The 18861-nt window shown below is 37.8% G+C and carries 16 protein-coding genes; 5 read left to right on the top strand and 11 right to left on the bottom strand.

Features of this window, described 5'->3' with window-relative positions; genetic code table 11:
* Nucleotide 1: 1 nt before the first annotated feature.
* Complete coding sequence (locus JEP40_RS00745; protein ID WP_198622026.1) at nucleotides 2-2338, bottom strand: molybdopterin-containing oxidoreductase family protein; 2337 nt, start codon at nucleotides 2336-2338, stop codon at nucleotides 2-4.
* 231 nt (nucleotides 2339-2569) lie between these two features.
* Here JEP40_RS00745 and JEP40_RS00740 point away from each other — a divergent pair, with 231 nt between their 5' ends.
* Nucleotides 2570-3259, top strand: coding sequence for an IclR family transcriptional regulator (locus tag JEP40_RS00740; protein WP_198622025.1), 690 nt, complete (start codon nucleotides 2570-2572; stop codon nucleotides 3257-3259).
* Nucleotides 3260-3324: 65 nt separating this feature from the next.
* Here the strand turns inward: JEP40_RS00740 and efeB are convergent, their stop codons facing one another.
* The 6 genes from efeB to JEP40_RS00710 all read right to left on the bottom strand — a co-directional run bounded on the left by efeB (nucleotide 3325) and on the right by JEP40_RS00710 (nucleotide 7896).
* Nucleotides 3325-4590, bottom strand: a complete 1266-nt coding sequence (efeB, locus tag JEP40_RS00735) for an iron uptake transporter deferrochelatase/peroxidase subunit (protein WP_198622024.1) — start codon at nucleotides 4588-4590, stop codon at nucleotides 3325-3327.
* On the bottom strand, nucleotides 4580-5503 hold the full coding sequence (locus JEP40_RS00730) for an EfeM/EfeO family lipoprotein (protein ID WP_198622023.1): 924 nt from the start codon (nucleotides 5501-5503) through the stop codon (nucleotides 4580-4582). The genes efeB and JEP40_RS00730 overlap by 11 nt, the downstream gene beginning before the upstream one ends.
* A complete protein-coding gene (locus JEP40_RS00725) occupies nucleotides 5493-6329 on the bottom strand; it encodes an FTR1 family iron permease (RefSeq protein ID WP_198622022.1) in 837 nt (278 codons plus the stop codon). The genes JEP40_RS00730 and JEP40_RS00725 overlap by 11 nt, the downstream gene beginning before the upstream one ends.
* Nucleotides 6330-6331: 2 nt before the next feature.
* The gene (locus tag JEP40_RS00720) at nucleotides 6332-6679 is read right to left on the bottom strand and encodes a cupredoxin domain-containing protein (protein WP_109407937.1); all 348 of its coding nucleotides are present in this window, start codon (nucleotides 6677-6679) and stop codon (nucleotides 6332-6334) included.
* Nucleotides 6680-6748: 69 nt separating this feature from the next.
* Nucleotides 6749-7306 (bottom strand): iron transporter, encoded by a 558-nt coding sequence (locus tag JEP40_RS00715; protein ID WP_198622021.1) that lies wholly within the window; start codon nucleotides 7304-7306, stop codon nucleotides 6749-6751.
* A 302-nt stretch (nucleotides 7307-7608) separates the two neighbouring features.
* Nucleotides 7609-7896, bottom strand: a complete 288-nt coding sequence (locus JEP40_RS00710; RefSeq protein ID WP_036932801.1) for a helix-turn-helix domain-containing protein — start codon at nucleotides 7894-7896, stop codon at nucleotides 7609-7611.
* Between the two features lie 598 nt (nucleotides 7897-8494).
* Here JEP40_RS00710 and gss point away from each other — a divergent pair.
* A complete protein-coding gene (gene gss / locus JEP40_RS00705; RefSeq protein ID WP_198622020.1) occupies nucleotides 8495-10372 on the top strand; it encodes a bifunctional glutathionylspermidine amidase/synthase in 1878 nt (625 codons plus the stop codon).
* Between the two features lie 90 nt (nucleotides 10373-10462).
* A complete protein-coding gene (locus JEP40_RS00700) occupies nucleotides 10463-10816 on the top strand; it encodes a hypothetical protein (RefSeq protein WP_198622019.1) in 354 nt (117 codons plus the stop codon).
* An 88-nt stretch (nucleotides 10817-10904) separates the two neighbouring features.
* Here JEP40_RS00700 and JEP40_RS00695 read toward each other — a convergent pair whose 3' ends face one another.
* On the bottom strand, nucleotides 10905-11561 hold the full coding sequence (locus JEP40_RS00695) for a hypothetical protein (RefSeq protein WP_198622018.1): 657 nt from the start codon (nucleotides 11559-11561) through the stop codon (nucleotides 10905-10907).
* A 16-nt stretch (nucleotides 11562-11577) separates the two neighbouring features.
* Complete coding sequence (gene dsdC, locus JEP40_RS00690) at nucleotides 11578-12522, bottom strand: DNA-binding transcriptional regulator DsdC (protein ID WP_198622017.1); 945 nt, start codon at nucleotides 12520-12522, stop codon at nucleotides 11578-11580.
* A 223-nt stretch (nucleotides 12523-12745) separates the two neighbouring features.
* Here dsdC and dsdX point away from each other — a divergent pair, with 223 nt between their 5' ends.
* Nucleotides 12746-14083, top strand: a complete 1338-nt coding sequence (gene dsdX / locus JEP40_RS00685) for a D-serine transporter DsdX (protein ID WP_109407932.1) — start codon at nucleotides 12746-12748, stop codon at nucleotides 14081-14083.
* A 12-nt stretch (nucleotides 14084-14095) separates the two neighbouring features.
* Nucleotides 14096-15424, top strand: a complete 1329-nt coding sequence (locus JEP40_RS00680) for a D-serine ammonia-lyase (RefSeq protein WP_198622016.1) — start codon at nucleotides 14096-14098, stop codon at nucleotides 15422-15424.
* A 242-nt stretch (nucleotides 15425-15666) separates the two neighbouring features.
* Here JEP40_RS00680 and fbpC read toward each other — a convergent pair whose 3' ends face one another.
* On the bottom strand, nucleotides 15667-16707 hold the full coding sequence (gene fbpC, locus JEP40_RS00675; RefSeq protein ID WP_198622015.1) for a ferric ABC transporter ATP-binding protein: 1041 nt from the start codon (nucleotides 16705-16707) through the stop codon (nucleotides 15667-15669).
* Between the two features lie 15 nt (nucleotides 16708-16722).
* Nucleotides 16723-18801 carry an ABC transporter permease gene (locus JEP40_RS00670; RefSeq protein ID WP_198622014.1) on the bottom strand — a complete coding sequence of 693 codons (2079 nt, stop codon included), beginning with the start codon at nucleotides 18799-18801 and terminating at the stop codon, nucleotides 16723-16725.
* Between the last annotated feature and the right edge of the window lie 60 nt (nucleotides 18802-18861).

Here is an 18861-nt window from a genome sequence, read left to right as displayed (position 1 = left end):
ATCATGCCTCCCGTCTTACGTTAACTAAGGTGCTATTACAACAATGACCGTTACCTAAAGGTTCAACGTGGTCATTGGTGACATGGCTACTGCTTCCGCCTTGTTGTTCCCACCATCCATTGTCTAATGAGACTACTCCTTGCTTAATATGAGTAGTCACAACGGCAATCGCGCGGTGCTCTCCTCGATCATTAAACGCAATAGCCCATTCACCGTCTTTAATTCCTCTGTCTAAGGCATCATTAGGATGGATAAGAATATTAGGTTGATTACGCTGTACCTCTAAGATCCACTCATTCATACCATGGCTAGAGTGAACACTACGAGCGAGCTTGCGTTGTACTGCCATTAATGGGTATTTTTTAGCAAGTTCAGGTGAACCTTTTGTCGATTCTTTTACGGGATAATAGGTGACAACAGGAGAAAAGTTTTTATCCTGCCACTCTTCAATAAAGAAGTGTGCTTTTTTCGTTGAAGTACGGAAAATGCCATCTTTAAAGGGGATCCAATCGCCTTCAACTGGGCGTACAGGGCCTTTTTCTAACATTTCACGAGTAATTCCGGAGCCTTTAAGGCAAGCATCAATATAGTGTTCAATAGGTTGGTTAAAAACGTCACCAAAGCCAAAACGTTCGGCAAGACGAGCAAAGATCCAATAATCAGGTTTTGCTTCTCCCGGTGGCTCAACCGCTTTTTCCATTAATTGTACATATTGACTACGAACACCAGCCATTAAACTAGTATCTTCAAAAATAGTAGTAACTGGGAGTACAAGATCGGCATAAAGTGCAGTAGATGACATCAAGTTATCGGCGACAACGACAAAAGGCACTTTTTTCAGTGCGTTACGTACCATATTGGTGTTGGGTAATTGCGTCATTACCCCCATGGTCATGATCCACCAAAAGTTAATTGGGTGTGGTCTTTCATTGACAATCCAATCACCCACTTTCGCTACAGGGATAGGTTTAATGGGTTTTGCATTAGGTGCTGGCGGAATAATTGGACTAAATTTCGCCATTTGACGAGCACCACCAGCATCACAAATTCCAGCGCCTTTTTTACCGATATTGCCGGTTAACAATGCAAGATAAAATTGGCTAGCAGCCACATAAGCACCAAATTCTGTTCGTTGAGCACCGGACATATTTTGCACAATCATAGCCGGTTTGGTGGTGGCATAATCACGCGCTAAACGAATAATAGTTTCTTTGGGGATATCCGTTTCTTGGCTTGTTTTTTCAAGAGACCAAGGTTCAGCTTGTTGGTAAATTTGCTCAAAGACAGTCACATAATCAGCATTAGCAGGTAGTTCATCATGAGTTAACGCAGGAACAATATTCGGTGTCTCATGGTGAACCAGTTGCTGGCTTAAAGTATCAAAAACGAGATAACTATCTTTATCATCATCAGATTGGCGTAATAGTTTTTGTTGTGAGTTAACAAGGTAAACGGCACCTGTATGCGCACGCAAAAAAGGCTTATCAGTGAGATTTTCTTCAATGATAATTTTGATCATACCTAACGCAAGTGCCGTATCAGTACCGGGAACGATAGGGATCCACTCATCGGCTTTAGCCGCTGTTTCATTAAAGCGAGGATCAATAACCACCATTCTGGCGCCATTTCGGCGAGCTTGGTTGTAGTTTTTAAAATAGGCCTGCATGGTAACGGCAGGGTTATTGCCCCAACAAAGAATATAGCGACTATCTTTTACCGTATCACGAGTATCGGCATAACGTAGACCCACCATTGGGATCATTGCCGCGGTTACCGCAGAGCAACAAAGAGAGCCTGCTTGTTTTGTTGAACCGCCTAAGTAATCGAAAAAGGCTTTACCCATATCATTTTTAATTGAGTCCATATTGCCTGCATGAGTGGAGATAAATAATCCCTCATTACCAAACTTATCAATGGTTTCTCTAATATTCTTTTCAATGAGATCGAGCGCTTCATCCCAACTAATAGGTTTGAACTCCGCTTTTCCTTTTTCACCTACACGCAATAAAGGTGTGGTTAAACGATCTTTATGGTATACCCACTTAGTTCGACTCATACCTCGTAAACAGCATTTCACATTAAAGCCTTCAGTGGCTTCAATTTTGATGAGTTGCCCCTTATGTGTAAAAGCTGTTAGGTTACAGTGCAAACATTCCATCGCACAGGTTGAACGAAAGGTTTTATATTCGGATAATTTTATCCGTGGTTTCTGGTTAAATATGGGTTTATTTTCATTAACTAGACTGAACGCGTTAGGAGAAAGAGCTGCCACGCCAATGGCACCCATTCCTTTTAACAACGTTCTTCTATTTAATTCCCACTTTTGATTTTTAGACATAGACATTCTCACGCACAAGAAAAGTTAACTATATATAAACTCAATTCATATATAGTTAACCTTGAGGTAGATCATCTAAAAATAGACAAAGAAAATAATCGATAGAAAATGGCTAAAAAGTCACATTTAAAATAAGGTTTTAGTGAAATAAACTAGTAATAATGACAAAAAAAGAATATTGGGATATCGTCATAAAATAAAGTAAATAACGAATAGGTGTGAAAGAAATAAATGCAGAATTCTCAAGGAGTTAACTCGGTTGATATCGCTATTACCATTCTCGAATTTATTGCGTCGAATGGAGGTGTCGCCCGATCGTCAGATATTGCAAAAGCCTGTTCGCTTTCAAAAAGTCGCTTACATAAATATTTAGTTTCACTTTGTCGCTCTGAAATGTTGTATCAAGAGAGTGGCGGAAGTCAGTATTGTTTGGGGAGTAAAATTCTCTTTTTAGCGCATGCGACACCAAAGCCACAATCCTTTGTAGATGAAATTAATCAATTATTATGTGAGTTTAGAGATGAATATAATATGTCCACCGGATTGGTGATTGCGCAAGGTAACCAGCTTTTTTTAACACGATATAATCGTAGTTTTAAACATGTGGATATTGATTTTTTACCTGATACACCAGTGCCTTATAAAATTAGTGCCGCTGGCTCTATTTTTGCTGTTTTTAGTGATTTAGAGATAGATGCAGGCTTATCAGAAAAACAGCAGAATACTATTCGACAACAAGGTTTTGCTATTCGCCATGAGCCAGCTGAAGGTATTCCTGGTGCACAATCTATTTCATGTCCAGTGTTTAGTAAGAAGGGAAATATGGTCGCTGCTGTATTAACAATGGGCTTTATTGAACCTGATAGACAAATAGAACTTGGTAATGCATTAAAAGCGAAAATGACATTTTTTTCACATTAACCAAATAAAATCATAATATTAGGCACTTTAGCAGGAAAAGAAAAGTGCCTAATATGAGAGCAGAATTAATCAAATAGCCCTTTTGCAAGGGTATCATCTTGGTGTGAAATGCCGGGTATTACAAAGTAGTATCCACCGCCAAAAGGCTTTATATAGCGCTCTAAGGGTTCTCCGTCTAAGCGTTTTTGGGTATCAATAAAGCCTTTTTTAAGGTTATTTTGAAATGAGATAAAAATTAGTCCCATATCTAATTGACCTGAAGGTGTTAAACCTAATGAATAGCTGTAACTGCGTCGGCGTAGTTTTGCACTGTAACGCTCTGGATTTCTTGGTTCAGCTCTTCGCATATGAGAATCAAACAGCACTCGGTCGCCATGAGGATCTTTTTCAAACTGTGGATCGTCCATCTCCTGCTTCATACCTATTGGGGCACCCGTTGATCGATGACGACCAAAGTTATTTTCTTGATCTTCAAGAGGTGTTCTATCCCAAAATTCCAATGCAAACCGAATAAGGCGCACTGCTTGATAGCTTCCGCCTAAACACCATTGTGGCTCTTTTTGTTCTTCCGTGATCCAGACAAGAGAGTCCATCAAGCTATTATCAGATGAAGGGGCGTTGCCTGAGCCATCTTTAAAACCAAAAAGGTTAATCGGTGTTTGGTGATTATCAATATCGCGAGCAGGAAGAAAACCATCAATTTTCCACACGGCATAAACTTGACCAGAAAGATATTTTAAAATATCTCTTAACGCATAAATGACGCTTTCTTGGCTATTAGCACAAAATTGGAGTAGAACATCACCGCCACACCATTTTGGATCTAATCGGTCATTAGGAAAGGGTTTCATGGGTTCTAAGCGTTTGGGTTTTTTAGGTTGGAAACCAAAACGATTATCAAAAAAGCTATCACCTAACGCTACTGTGACGGTTAATTCATCAGGGTGTAATTGAGTGCCCAGAATACCTGACTCAGCAGGAGGAAGATGTGGGTTTGCTCTCTGCTCTAGTTCACGAGGTTGCGTTAAAAATGCAATTCGTTGTGTCAGAGTCGCGAATATTTTTTTTACTTCATCAACAGTAGTGACTGTGAGATTAAGAGCAATAAATGAGGCGTGTTTTTGTTCAGGAGTAATAACACCTGCTTGGTGTTTACCTAAATAAGCAATCGCACGTTGATAACGGGGCACGGATGAAGCACTTTGTTTTTGTTGTGCATTAGCCCCTATACTGGCGAGTAATAAGCTCCCACCTAACCATTTTAACGTTGTGCGTTTATCGAGGTTAACAGGACTTTTTAATAACGGTTTAAAGAGAGTTTTATTTTTCATCACTTGCTTCTTTATAGTGATAGTAAACATCAATATTGAGCGTGCTACGTAAATTTGCCACTTGCTCTGCTAATTGTGTTACTTGAGAGAAAAGCCAGCTTTTTTCTGTTTCAGGAAGTACATTTAAAGACTGGAATAAACCTTCATCACGCTGATATTTTAAAAGCAGAGCACCAATATCATTATATTGCTTGATCAGAGATTGATATTCAGTAGGGGGAATATGCTCGGATAAGATCTCTACAATTAAGCGTGATCCAGATAAATTTGCATAACTATCACCTAGATCGCTATTTGAGTATTGGTTTTCAATTCCTGCTAATTTATCCGTTAAAATAAACTCCAAGCTATCGCCCGCTGATTGGACTAATTTGGGAATGGGGATATCTTCAATGGCTAAACGCTTTTTTAGATCACTAATACTTCTTAATAGCACTTTTGCGGACTCTGTGGCTTTTTGCGTATCTCTTAATTTAAAGAGTTGATATTCAACTAAATGAAACCCTGAAAAACGAGGTGAGTTTTCTCTTTCAAGAAAGAAATCAGCTCGGTTATTTAATAAACGTTCGCTTGATCCAAAAAGCGCAATAATAGGGCGAATAACTTCATAGTGATAATGTGCTTGTTGATAAGCATTTTGAGCATTAACAAGTTGATTTTTTTCGCTATTTACTATTAATTGAGTAAGTGCTTTTTCAACTTGGGTTAATTGCTCAACGGCTTTTTCTCGGTACTTTAAAATATCAGTTTTAAATTTTTCAGGAGTAGGGATATCTCCTTTTGCAACGATGATATTCTCGCTATCTTGAATGATTCCTTGGATGATTTTTTCAGCATAAATAGGTAGAGAAAATAGTAATGTAAAGAAAAATATAGCAATATTTTTACTTTTAAATTTTGCGTTATTTCGCATGCTGAGCCCCCCGCTTGAATAACAGTGCAACAATTACCCAATAGACAACAAATGTCACCACACTTAAACCAATGGGTTGAGAGCGATAAGCGAAGAATGAGACTAAGAAATTACCAAAGACACTTGAGTCATCCAGAATATGACTGATATCCCAAAGCGGATATATCAAGAAATCAGGTAATTCAAAATCCATTTCAATCAGTAGATTTGCAATCTCTTCTACGGCTTTTAATAGTAAGGAAACAGCAAGGAATAACAGTAAAAATCCCGTTACAGTAAAGAAATAACGCCATGAAATGACTTTTGAGGTCAGTAAAAATAGCCATAGAGTGAATGCTGCGACAAGTAAACCAATAAAGACTTCAATAAAGAAAGGCAGTGCTGTTTGTGCATTGAGAGCCATAATATGGCTAGAAAGGAAGACAACAACTTCACTGCCTTCTCTGGCAATTGCAATGGCAATAATCAGCAAAATACCCCATGCACTTTGTTGGTGTGTTTTTTGTGTGAGTTCATTTTCTATATTGGTTTTTAATGACTTTCCTTGCCCATTCATCCAATAAACCATTTGAACAATAAGCACACAGGCGAGGATCTCCATTATTATCATAAATAGAGACTGCCACATATCTTCGAGTGAGCTAAATACACCATAAATGCTTAGAGCCAAGATAACAGCAAGAAACAGCCCAAATATAACGCCACTCCACAAGTATTTCATACCTTGTTTTGGTGCTGGAGAGCGTTTTATCCAAGCATAAATAATGCCAATTACCAGTAGCGCTTCAAAACTTTCTCGCCAAACAACAAACAGAACTTGTCCCATATTTACTCTGCCTTTTCAGTTGCAACAATTTCACCTTGAGGGTGAGAAAGGTGAAAATCATCAAAGAAGGTGTAACGACCGGGTTTTAGTGGTGCTATCACAACGACAGAATTTGCGCCGGGAGCTAATACTTTTTCTTTACGTAACTGTGTACTTTCAAATTCAACAGGGCTGGTGCCTGTATTACGGATTTTTATTCTAATGGGGGTTTTGGCAGGTACTTCGAGCACTTGAGGAATAAGTTCACCATCTTTCATTTCTAATTCAACGGTGTATTTCTCTGCAGCAAAAACAGAGCTTGTTATCATTAATAGCAGTAATAACGTGTATTTATAGAGATGTTTCATCATCAGCGTTTCACTTAAAAAAGAGAAAAAGGATAAACCCAATTTTGTTGGGTTTATCCGTTATCAAGCTAATTAATAACTACCTTTACGACCTGTACCGCTATAGGTGAAATCCCATGAAACTTCAAAGGGTTCAAACCAAGGTGCAACACCAGTTTCTTTGTCGATATGGCGACCAAATGTAATATCTTTATTGTATGAAGGTGGGTAAATCTTGTAAGTAACGTTATATTGACCATTACCGTCGAGTTTTAGGTTTTCGCCATAGTGAGGGCCATCGTTAGCAACCATTGCCATAAAAATGCCTTGCTGTTTTTTCTCTGGCGCATCTGATTTTGTCACAGTGTATTCAACAGTGAGGTAAGGGATCCAGTCACCTTCTGCAAAGCCATTAGGATTATCTTCAGTAGCATGGATATCGGCTTCTAAATGGATATCGGATTTATCAGCTGCGAGATGGTTCATCGCATGATGACCTTCTTCGGTATCCATAGTGATAGGTTGAAGGTAAACACCTTGAATTTCCATGCCATTTTTAATGATAGGATGGCCTACTGGGTACTCTAGAGCAAAAGCAGAGGTTGAGAGAAATGATAATGCAGTAAGAGAGAGTGCATAGCGATATTTCATGTTTAACCCTTATTTCAAATGATAATTGTTATTATTCTTAATTAGGTTAACACAATTTTTATTAGAAATAGGAGATAATCTATACGAAAAATATCGCTTAAGTTTACGAAAGAAACAGTGAAAAATGTATTAACATTTTCTTTTATAAAAGAAAAAAATTTGTTGGTTTAAGATAGAAAGGATAAATAGAATTGATAATTATAGGTGATAATACTTATTGTAATCATCAAGTTAAGAATGATATATGGAAATCTTATTTATCTTAATAAGAAGACAAAATAGAGATTTCCATACCAAGAATATTAAATCTGGCTTTGAGCACTCCAAAACTGTTTGGATTGTGTCAGTGCAATTGCAGAAACTTGCTCTTCATTAGGGGGTAAAAAAAACGCAGGTGTCACTTTTAGCTCTTGAGCAATATGAAAGAGCATATCAACATCAATTTTACATAGTCCATTCTCATATCGTGAAAATTGTTGTTGGCTAATACCCACTCGTTCAGCGACAACCTTTGCTGATAAGCGAAGTTGCTGGCGTTGCTTACGAATTTTATGCCCAATAATTTGAGAAATGGGATAAATCTTTGACATTAGTGACCTCATTCTTCCTATCAACCACCAATAATATTCAATAATTTGAATATCAAGTTTCTGTGATGGATCTTCAAAGTAAACAAGCACTCCGGCTTGAATGAGTAAAATCCATTCTATAGTGTTATCGGTTAATGGGATGAATTATTTATACCCGTCAGGCTATAAGATGATATTAATTTTTATTAAGCTATTTTGATATCCTTCTTTTTTCTAGCAGGATAATCGAGAAAAATTTGATAAACAGTGCTATATCTTGTCTAAATGCGATTTTATCCATTATTTGTGCTCGCATTTATGATTGATAAAGAGTAAATAATGAAGCTATAACAAAAAAGATAAAGCCCTCTTTGACTGTGTTTATACTCGAAAATACCTTTTATATATTTTTTATGATGGGTTATTTTTGAGTTTTTTTTTATTTGGCCAAATTTTCCTTCTTAAATAGCACTAAAGCTAAACACCTCTTTTTACTTTATTGAAATTAATAAAATTACATTCACTTCTAATAGTCTATGGCGTTAAGATTGTTATCTATAATACTAAGGTAGATTTAAGTATTACGGGTAATTATCTATTTATCGTCAAGGTCGAGATTATGAATGTAAAAGATATCATTCGTCATGAACCATTTGGAACATTGCTAGGTTATGCGCCTGGTGGTGTCGCGATTTACTCTTCAGATTACAGTAGTATCGATAAAGAAGACTACGCCGCTAATGATTCATTCCGTAGTTATATTGGTAATGAATATATGGGGCACAAGTGGCAGTGTGTTGAGTTTGCTCGTCGTTTTCTTTATCTGCATTACGGCGCTGTATTTACTGATGTGGGAATGGCTTATGAGATTTTCTCATTACGTTTTTTACGTAAAACCATTGATGACGATATATTACCTCTCCAAGCGTTTGCTAATGGCAGTAAGCAGGCGCCAACTGTTGGCGCCTTACTGATTTGGCAAGAAGGTGGTGAGTTTAAAGTGACCGGTCATGTTGCGGTGATCACAGAAGTGCTTGAAGATAAAATCCGTATTGCAGAACAAAACGTTATCCACACTAGATTACCTGTAGGCCAGCAATGGACACGAGAATTACCTCTTTGTGTGAGTGATGACGGCTACTTTGTTCAAGATACTTTTGATAACACAACGCTTTTAGGTTGGATGATCCAAACTGAACCTAATGCTTATAGCCTTCCTAAGCCTAAAATTACACCTGAACTATTAAATATTCATGCCGAAAAACTTGAAAATAAAGGTCAATTCGATGGGAAATGGCTAGATGAAAGCTCACCTCTAGAAAAAGCTTATGTTCTAGCGCAACACGGTCATATCATCAATCAAAACAGCTATGAATACTTCACCATTTCAGAAAGCGCCGAACAAGAACTTATTCGTGCAAGTAATGAGATGCATTTGATGTATTTACATGCAACTGAAAAAGTGTTGAAAGACGATAATTTATTACGTTTGTTCGATATTCCTGAAGTGTTATGGCCTCGCATCCGTTTGTCATGGCAAAACAGGCGTCATCAAATGATCACGGGACGATTAGATTTTTGTATGGATGAACGTGGTGTCAAAGTTTATGAATATAATGCAGACTCCGCCTCTTGCCACACAGAAGCAGGTCTAATTATTGAAAAATGGGCGCAACAAGGTGGAATTAAAGAAAGTTTTAATCCAGGTGAACGCTTATTCGATGCATTAGCCGATGCTTGGAAACACAGTGATGCGAAGCCTTTTGTGCATCTTCTTCAAGATGATGATAGTGAAGAAGATTACCATGCACTCTTTATGCAACAATCACTGACCCAAGCGGGTTATGAGAGCAAAATCCTACGTGGATTAGATGAACTTCATTGGAATAATCGTGGTCAATTAATTGATGCAGATAAACGTGTTGTTGAATGTGTGTGGAAAACATGGGCTTGGGAAACGGCTTTAGATCAATTAAGAGAAGAGAGTGAACAACAAGCACTGATCCCTATTCGTACAGGGCATCCTGAAGGCGAAGTCCGCTTGGTCGATGTGCTTTTACGTCCTGAAATTACAGTTTTTGAGCCTCTTTGGACACTTATTCCTAGTAATAAAGCTATTTTACCCATTTTATGGCAATTGTTCCCTAATAACCCTTATTTGTTAGATACAGATTTCACAGTGACACCTCGTCTTGCACAAAGTGGTTATGCAGTTAAACCGATAGCGGGTCGTTGTGGTAATAACATTGGCTTAGTTGATCATAAAGAGAATGTGTTAGATGAAACCCATGGTCAATTTGCTCACCAAGAAAATATTTATCAGGAATTATGGTGTTTACCAAAAGTAGCAAATCGTTATATTCAAGTTTGCACTTTTACTGTTGGTGGGCATTACGGTGGTTGTTGTTTACGTTCTGATCCTACACTGGTGATTAAAAAAGAGAGTGATATAGAACCATTGATTGTGGTTGAAGATAAACACTTTTTAGCAAAATAAGATCATAGACGTTTAGAATTAATAAATAATAGCCCGCCTTATTGGCGGGTTTGTTTTAAATAACAGTCGATGTTGAGGTGAATAATAAAAATGATGAAAACATTCTTAACCCTTGATGAGTTATTAGCATCACTTTCAACGCTTGAATCTAATGAGTGGATTTATACTGAAATTGCAACATGGAATAGTCATCCTGAACAGGCCATTTTTTATTACATTCCTTGGGATTACCTCCAAGAATTACCTGATGATGAGATCTACCTTGATGATGAAGATATGGAAATGCCAAAGATTGTAGAAGATAAAAACTTACGAGGCTGGATGGTTATTGATGATCTAGTATTGTTTTATCAAACACAGCAAGCACAACAAAAAACGTTACAGTGGGTTATCGACGAGATTAACTATTACCGAGAAAATGATGCATTCCGATGTTTGAGTTAGATTTTTATATTTTACTTTTAACAATAAAATATAAAATCATTAATTTTAATCTATTGATGAATAATGATTTTATATGTATTTATTAGTTTTAATAAAGAATATTTTCAATATTAGGCCAGTCATCAGCATAATGATCTGTCATTAATAAAAAACATTCAGCAATAGCACGATTGAGTGATTTGTGTTCAATTGTGTCATTTTCTACTGAAGTGACAGACCACACTTTGTTCTCTTTGTGATAAGTGCATGCCATTTCGCAATCTTCTAATAAAGAGAGTGCATCATCGGCATTTTTGAGTAAATCGAATGGCGCACCATCAGGATCTAAAGAGCTCCAAACTTTTTCGGTTTCTGTATCAAATTCGATTTCATAACCATAACGACGATAGATAGCGGTTAGGTTTATTTGAAAATCTGTGTAGTGACTATAACGATGAACAGGTGGCTGGTAGGTCTCTGGATCTTGGGCTTTTCGATTATTTTTATAGTCTTGGATTTGTTTTTCTCGAGCCTGAGCGCGTTGATAGCCCTCGTCGCCAAATTCTAAAATACGTGCTTTACGATAAACGTCACTAAAATCTAGCACTGCAGCGCCATAATAAAGCCCTTCATCTGTTTTCACATCCAATAAGTCAACTAAGATATAACGTTTATTTTCAGTGAGTTGCCCTTTATTTAAGATGATTAAACCTGCATATTCTGCAATAGCGACTATCTGTTGTGTTGAAAATGTCATTTCTTTCATCGGGTTTACCTTAAAATTACATACTTTCCTTGATTTGTTTTTTCAGCCACTGAATGAAAAGTTGTACTTTAGCATTATTTTTTTCATTTCGAGTGACAAGGTAATAACGCTGAGCACAAAAAAGCTCACTATGATCAAAAGGGATAATTAATTCTTTATTGGCCAGTTGTTTTTGTACTAAACGCTTTCTTCCCATCGCTACACCAGAATGATTAACGGCAGCAATCACCGCAAGATCAGAGCGGTCAAAACAGATATTACTGCGATTAGGGAAAAGCGAAAGTCCCATATATTCACTCCAAGCTCGCCATTCATCAAAATCAGAATTGTTACTCCATGCTTGTCTATCATGTAGCAATGTGCAATTAGAAAGATGATGAATATTATTTATAAGCTCATGTTTTTTAGCGTATTCAGGACTGCATACAGGAATTATTGATTCTGAAATTAAGTTTTCGCAATAAAGATTTTGCAGTTGTTTATCATCAAAATAGATTGCGAGATCAATACCATAGCCTCGAAAATTAATGTCATCATTTCCTGTAAGTAGATTTAATTCAATAGATGGGTAACGTTCAGTAAAATCTGAAATACGAGGAACTAACCAACATTGAGCAATGGAAGGGCGTGAATAAACGGTAAGTACACCAGAGACTTCTTGGTTATGGATATCTAAAATTTCTTGGTTAATATCTTCTAATGTTTTTTTAAGTGCCCAATAAATACGTTCACCTTCTTCTGTTAGCTCAATTCGGCGATGAAAGCGGTTAAATAGCTTAATACTCAACTCTTCTTCTAGTGTATTAATACGATGGCTAATAGCACTGGGAGTTAATGACAGCTCTTCTGCCGCTAAAGCAAATGAAAGGTGTCGACCTGTTGCTTCAAAAGTGTGAAGTCTGGCTAATTGATAACTGGATAATCGTTTATTTCTTAAAATTACGCTAGAAGATTCAAACATTCTTTTATTCTCATTTTATTGTTGATAGTAACGTCAGTTAACAATCAAGGTAATGTTAAGATGAAATACCATGCTATCACTCATCAAAATGTGATTATTTGTGGTTGAGATCACTTATTTGAGTTAACTGGGTTCATCTTAGTGTAAATTTTCATCATTTGTAAGTGCCGAATGATTAATATTCAATATGTTTAACAATAAATAAAAGATTTGGGATGGATATATGGATTCAACATTATGGGTACTAGGTACTCTTATAATTAGTATCTTGCTCATTGTTTTTACTATAATAAAACTTAAGTTTCACCCGTTTTTAGCCTTACTGTTGGCCAGCTTCTTTGTAGGGACTGCAATGAAGATGAACCCTTTAGAAATGGTGAATGCGATTGAAAATGGTATTGGCGGTACACTCGGATTCTTAGCTGCAATTATCGGTTTAGGTACTATTCTTGGTAAGATGATGGAAATATCAGGTGCCGCAGAACGCATCGGTATTACATTACAAAAGTGTCGTTGGTTATCTCCAGACGTTATTATGGTATTGGTTGGTCTTATTTGTGGTATTACACTTTTTGTTGAAGTGGGTGTGGTATTACTTATTCCACTTGCTTTCTCTATTGCGAAAAAAACAAATACATCATTATTAAAATTAGCTATTCCTTTATGTACGGCATTAATGGCCGTTCATTGCATTGTTCCACCTCATCCAGCCGCGCTGTTTGTTACTAATGAATTGGGCGCAGATATGGGAACAGTGATTGTTGCCGGACTTGCTGTTGGTTTAGCTGCATCATTAGTCGGTGGCCCATTATTCTTAAAAGTATTAGGTGAGCGCTTGCCATTTAAAACCGTACCTGAAGAATTTTCAGATATGGAAGTTCGTGAAGAAAAAGATTTACCTTCACTTGGTGCCACTCTCTTTACGGTATTATTGCCAATTGTTCTGATGCTGATAAAAACAGCCGCAGAATTAAATATGACAAAAGGTACTTCGCTTTATACTGCATTACAGTTTATTGGTAACCCAATTACTGCGATGTTTATTGCTGCTTTTGTCGCTTATTATGTTTTAGGTATTCGCCGTAATATGGGCATGAATATCTTATTGAAGAAAACAGAAGATAGTTTTAGCTCTATTGCCAATATTTTATTAATCATTGGTGCTGGTGGTGCTTTTAATGGCATCCTAAAAGGCAGTGGTTTAAGTGAGTCTTTAGCGTTAATTCTTTCTAATCTAGATATGCATCCTATTTTATTGGCTTGGTTAGTCGCCATTATCCTTCATGCTGCCGTTGGTTCTGCAACGGTTGCAATGATGGGTGCTACTGCAATTGTTGCACCATTAATGCCTTTATACCCAGACATTAGCCCTGAAATTATTACCTTAGCGATTGGTTCAGGTGCTATTGGTTGTACCATTGTCACAGACTCACTGTTTTGGTTAGTGAAACAGTATTGTAATGCAACTTTAAGTGAAACTTTTCGTTTTTACAGTGTCGCGACCTTTATTGCCTCCTTTGTCGCATTAGGCGGTACATTTATGCTTTCTTTTGTCATATAAAAGAGAACGACTATGAGCCATATAGATATAAATAAATTAATAAGTAATTTTCCACTAGTTCGTGACTTAGTGGACTTAAAAGAAGTGGTTTGGTTTAACCCAAAAGTGACCACCACTGACCAGGGACTTCCATATGTTGGTTTAACGCAAGATGATGTAATTGATGCACAAGCACGGTTACAACGTTTTGCGCCTTATTTAGCTAAAGCATTTCCAGAAACGGCGATTACTCAAGGAATTATCGAATCAGAATTGGTTGATATTCCTAAGATGAAAGTTGCTCTTGAAAAGCGTTATCACACAACCATTAGCGGTCATTTGCGTTTGAAAAAGGATAGCCATTTACCTATTTCAGGCTCAATTAAAGCGCGAGGTGGAATTTATGAAGTATTAACGCACGCTGAGAAATTGGCGATAAATGCGGGAGCACTAAGCACAGATGATAATTATGAAAAATTATTCTCTGATGAATTCCGTGAATTTTTTAGCCAATACAGTATCGCGGTTGGTTCAACAGGCAACTTAGGTATGTCTATTGGGATCATGAGTGCGAAATTAGGCTTTAGTGTAAGCGTTCATATGTCTGCTGATGCACGCCAGTGGAAAAAAGACAAATTACGCTCCCATGGCGTTAATGTTGTTGAATATGAACAAGATTACAGTATTGCAGTAGAAGAAGGTCGTAAAGAAGCAGAAAAAGATCCGAACTGTTTCTTTATTGATGATGAAAACTCAAAAACCTTGTTCTTGGGTTATGCCGTTGCCGGATTACGTTTGAAACGTCAATTTGAAGAACAAGGTGTTCGTGTTGATAGTGAACATCCTCTGTTTGTTTATCTGCCTTGTGGTGTTGGTGGTGGCCCTGGTGGTGTTGCATTTGGGCTAAAACTGGCGTTTGGTGATGCAGTGCATTGTTTATTTGCTGAGCCAACACATTCGCCTTGTATGTTATTGGGAGTTTATACCCAGTTACATGAAGGTATTTCAGTCCAAGAAATTGGTATTGACAACGTGACTGCCGCTGATGGTCTGGCTGTCGGTCGCGCATCAGGCTTCGTGGGGCGTGCAATGGAGCGCTTAATTGATGGTTATTACACTATTGATGATCAAGAGCTTTATGATTTGCTAAGCCTGTTAAATAAAGAAGAGGGTATTAAGTTAGAACCTTCAGCATTAGCAGGAATGGCGGGAGCTGTACATGTCACTCAAGCTAAAGATTATCTGCAAGGTTTATCACTAGATAGTCAAAAAATGCAAAATGCAACGCATTTAGTATGGGCGACGGGTGGTGGTATGGTTCCAGCAGATGAAATGCAAAAATATCTCGCTCAAGGAAAATAGAGCGTAGATCCGGGGCGATAAAGTTTATCTTTATTGTTCCATATAAAATAAAAGGGAGTAGTGCGAGTATCCAATAATTATTATATAAAACAATAATATAGTAACAATGGATTAAACCAAGTGTTACATCAAACATTCACACCAGGATGTCACACCAGGGGAAAATGTCGTAGTATTATAATTATAAAAAAAGAGGCACCCATAGGGTGCCTCACTCATTGATACCGTTAGAATGTTTCTGTTTATTCTAAAATAAACATGCCATAAGGATGGATTTGTAGATAGTAGCTGTCACCTACATTTGGTTGAAGCTGTGTGGCATTGACTTGTAATAGCAACGTCTGATTTTGCCATTCGACGGTTACCTCATACTGAGGACCCATATAAGCCACATGCACGATTTTACATTGCTGGCAGGCATTGCCTTGTTGAGATAAGGTGATGGCTTCTGGTCTAACGCCAACTCTAACGTCTGTTTTAGTGGTATTAAATGTATCTGGCTTTGGTAGGCGATATTGGAAGATATCAACATAATCTGAGCCTAATGTGGCTGGGAATAAGTTTGCATCTCCCATAAAGCTGGCCATAAATTCAGAAGCCGGTTGGCGATAAAGGGTTTGTGGTGAGCCTAATTGCATTATCTTGCCTTTATTCATCACCAATACCATGTCCGAAACCGCAAATGCTTCACTTTGATCATGGGTTACGTAAAGAGAAGTGATATTAAACTGTTGTTGTAATTCACGAATTTTTTCTCTCATGCTACGACGTAAATTAGCATCAAGGTTACTAAGTGGTTCATCAAAAAGCAGTACTTTAGGTTTTAAAATTAAGGCACGAGCTAATGCAACCCGTTGCTGTTGACCGCCTGAAATTTGGTCAACAAAACGATCTTCAAAACCCGCTAAATCCACCAGCTCTAAAGCTTCAGTCACTCGTTGCTTGATTTCTGCTTTAGGACGCCCAAGCATTTTTAAGCCATAGCCAATGTTTTCCCCTAATGACATATGCGGGAAAAGGGCATAAGACTGAAACACCATACAGATATCGCGTTGTTGGATTGAGCGTTCAGTGACATCTTCACCATCAATAAAAATTTTACCTTCTGTCGGTTTTTCTAACCCGGCAACTAAGCGTAAAACGGTCGTTTTACCGCAACCTGAAGGCCCTAATAATGAAACCATTTTGCCTTGTGGAATAGACAGACTGAGATCTTCAATGACCGTGTTAGTGCCAAAACGCTTAATTACATTTTTCAGTTCAACGAAATGTTGTTGTGTCATGGTTTATACTCCGTATTACTGTGCATTTTTGGCTTTAGAGCGTGAAACACGGGCTTCGCCAATCAAATAGTCAAATAAGAAAATAATTGCCAACATGACGACGATTAAAATCGAACCGTAGGCAATTGCGACGCCGTATTCACCATCTTCAACACGGTTTAAAATATAAGCGGTTGCAACACGTGTATCTGGTGTAACAAGGAAGACGATGGCACTGACTGTGGTAATGGCACGCACAAAGCTATAAATCAGTGCAGACAAAATAGCTGGGCGTAATAACGGTAATAGTACATAGAAAATCGTTCTCATTGAATTTGCTCTTAAGCTTAAAGAGGCTTCATCAAGCGATTTATCAATTTGTCCTAATCCTGCAATACCTGCACGTATCCCTACTGGCACGTTACGCATTGTCATAGAGATAATCACAATCGCCGCAGTGCCCGTTAAATAGAATGGTGAGTCGTTAAATGCAAGAATATAAGAGACACCAGCAACGGTTCCTGGTACGGCGAAACAAAGCATTGTTGTGAATTCAATACTTTTCTTACCTTTAAAGTCTTGGCGCACGACGATATAGGCAATTAACAATCCAAGAATAGCTGTAATAGGTGCCGCGATACCCGCATATAACAAGGTATCTAACAATGAAGGCCATGCACCATCACTCATTCCTTGACCAAATAACTTGATAAAGTTATCAAGGGTTAAGGTGTAATCAACACCCCAGTTAACGGTAAAGCTACCGTAGAAAATACTGCCATATAACAATATATTAAAGACAATCCAAATGCCGAGAACGGTTGTTACAAATGCAATCAATGACGATGGTAGAGGTTGAACATCACCACGATAGGATTTACCTGATACGGTGACGTAAGAGCGTTTACCAATCCACATATACTGCACACAGAATACTAATAGTGAGAAAACTAAGAGTGATGCACCTAATGTACTGGCTGATTGATAATCCAGTTGAGAGCCTGTGATATAGAAATAAATTTGTGTTGCAATAACGTCAAAGTTACCCCCTAAGACTAATGGGTTACTAAAGTCAGCAAGAGATTGCACAATAACAATTAAAAACGCATTGGCTAATGCGGGCTTAAGTAACGGCATAAAGACGTTAAAGAAGGTTTGATAACGGTTGGCTCTTAAGGTGTAAGAGGCTTCTTCTAATGAAGGATGAATGGTTTTAATGGCGCCATCTAAAATCATAAACGACATCGGAGTAAAGGCGAGCACTTGAGCTAACCAAATTCCTGTAAAGCCATATAACCAGTTGGTATTTTCAAGTCCTGCATAAGTGGCGAGAAATTCAGTCACATAACCAGAGCGCCCCATCATTAATGTCACCCCTAAACCGACAACAAAAGGAGGTGTTACGATAGGTAAGATAGAAAATACGCGACCAATAATGGCTGAACGCACAGCAATACGAGATGTATAAATTGCTAGAATTAAACCAAAGAAAGTACAACCTATCCCCACAGCAATAGAGAGCATTATGGAGTTAAGCATTACTTGTACAATATGAGCTTGGCTTAAGATAGCAACAAACTCAAATGGAGCGAAATTGCCTGCGCTATCTTTAAACATCGGAATAAAAATAGCGATACTAGGAAAGATAATAAAGGCACCAATCAGTGCAACAACGGCTATCAATGAGCCAATAACAAAACTATCACCACCAAGCCATTCTAGGCGTGTTAAGGCGGTTTTCATGATCATTCCCAGAGAAATAAAGAGGATGATCGCTGAATAACCTAAACCTCGTCCTTCAAGCGTTGCACTAACTATCGTAATAAAAGCACAAAGTAAGGCAAAACCCGCATCAAAATAGTGGCGAGAACGATTTTCACGCTTAGGTGCGGTTAATGGTCGAAAGAGCAATAAACTAGGTAATACAAACCAGAGCCAACTGATATTGACGCTACTCCAGCCATAAGAGGTGAGTAATTCATCTGCTGTAGAATCTAAAAGACCGTAATCAAGGCTCCATGACGGCAGTAACGCAAAAGCCATCCAAGCAATTAGGATCCATAAAAATATGGGATCCCGCCTCTTTTTTTCAGGTAAAGCGAGTGTGTGAGACATAAATCCCCCGAGAGTAAATGTATTTATTATTATGTGAAAAAGAGAGCGAGAAATTATCTC

It is taken from the genome of Proteus vulgaris (assembly GCF_016239305.1).
GTDB lineage: Bacteria > Pseudomonadota > Gammaproteobacteria > Enterobacterales > Enterobacteriaceae > Proteus > Proteus vulgaris_C.
This window is presented reverse-complemented; position numbering and strand designations above follow the sequence as displayed.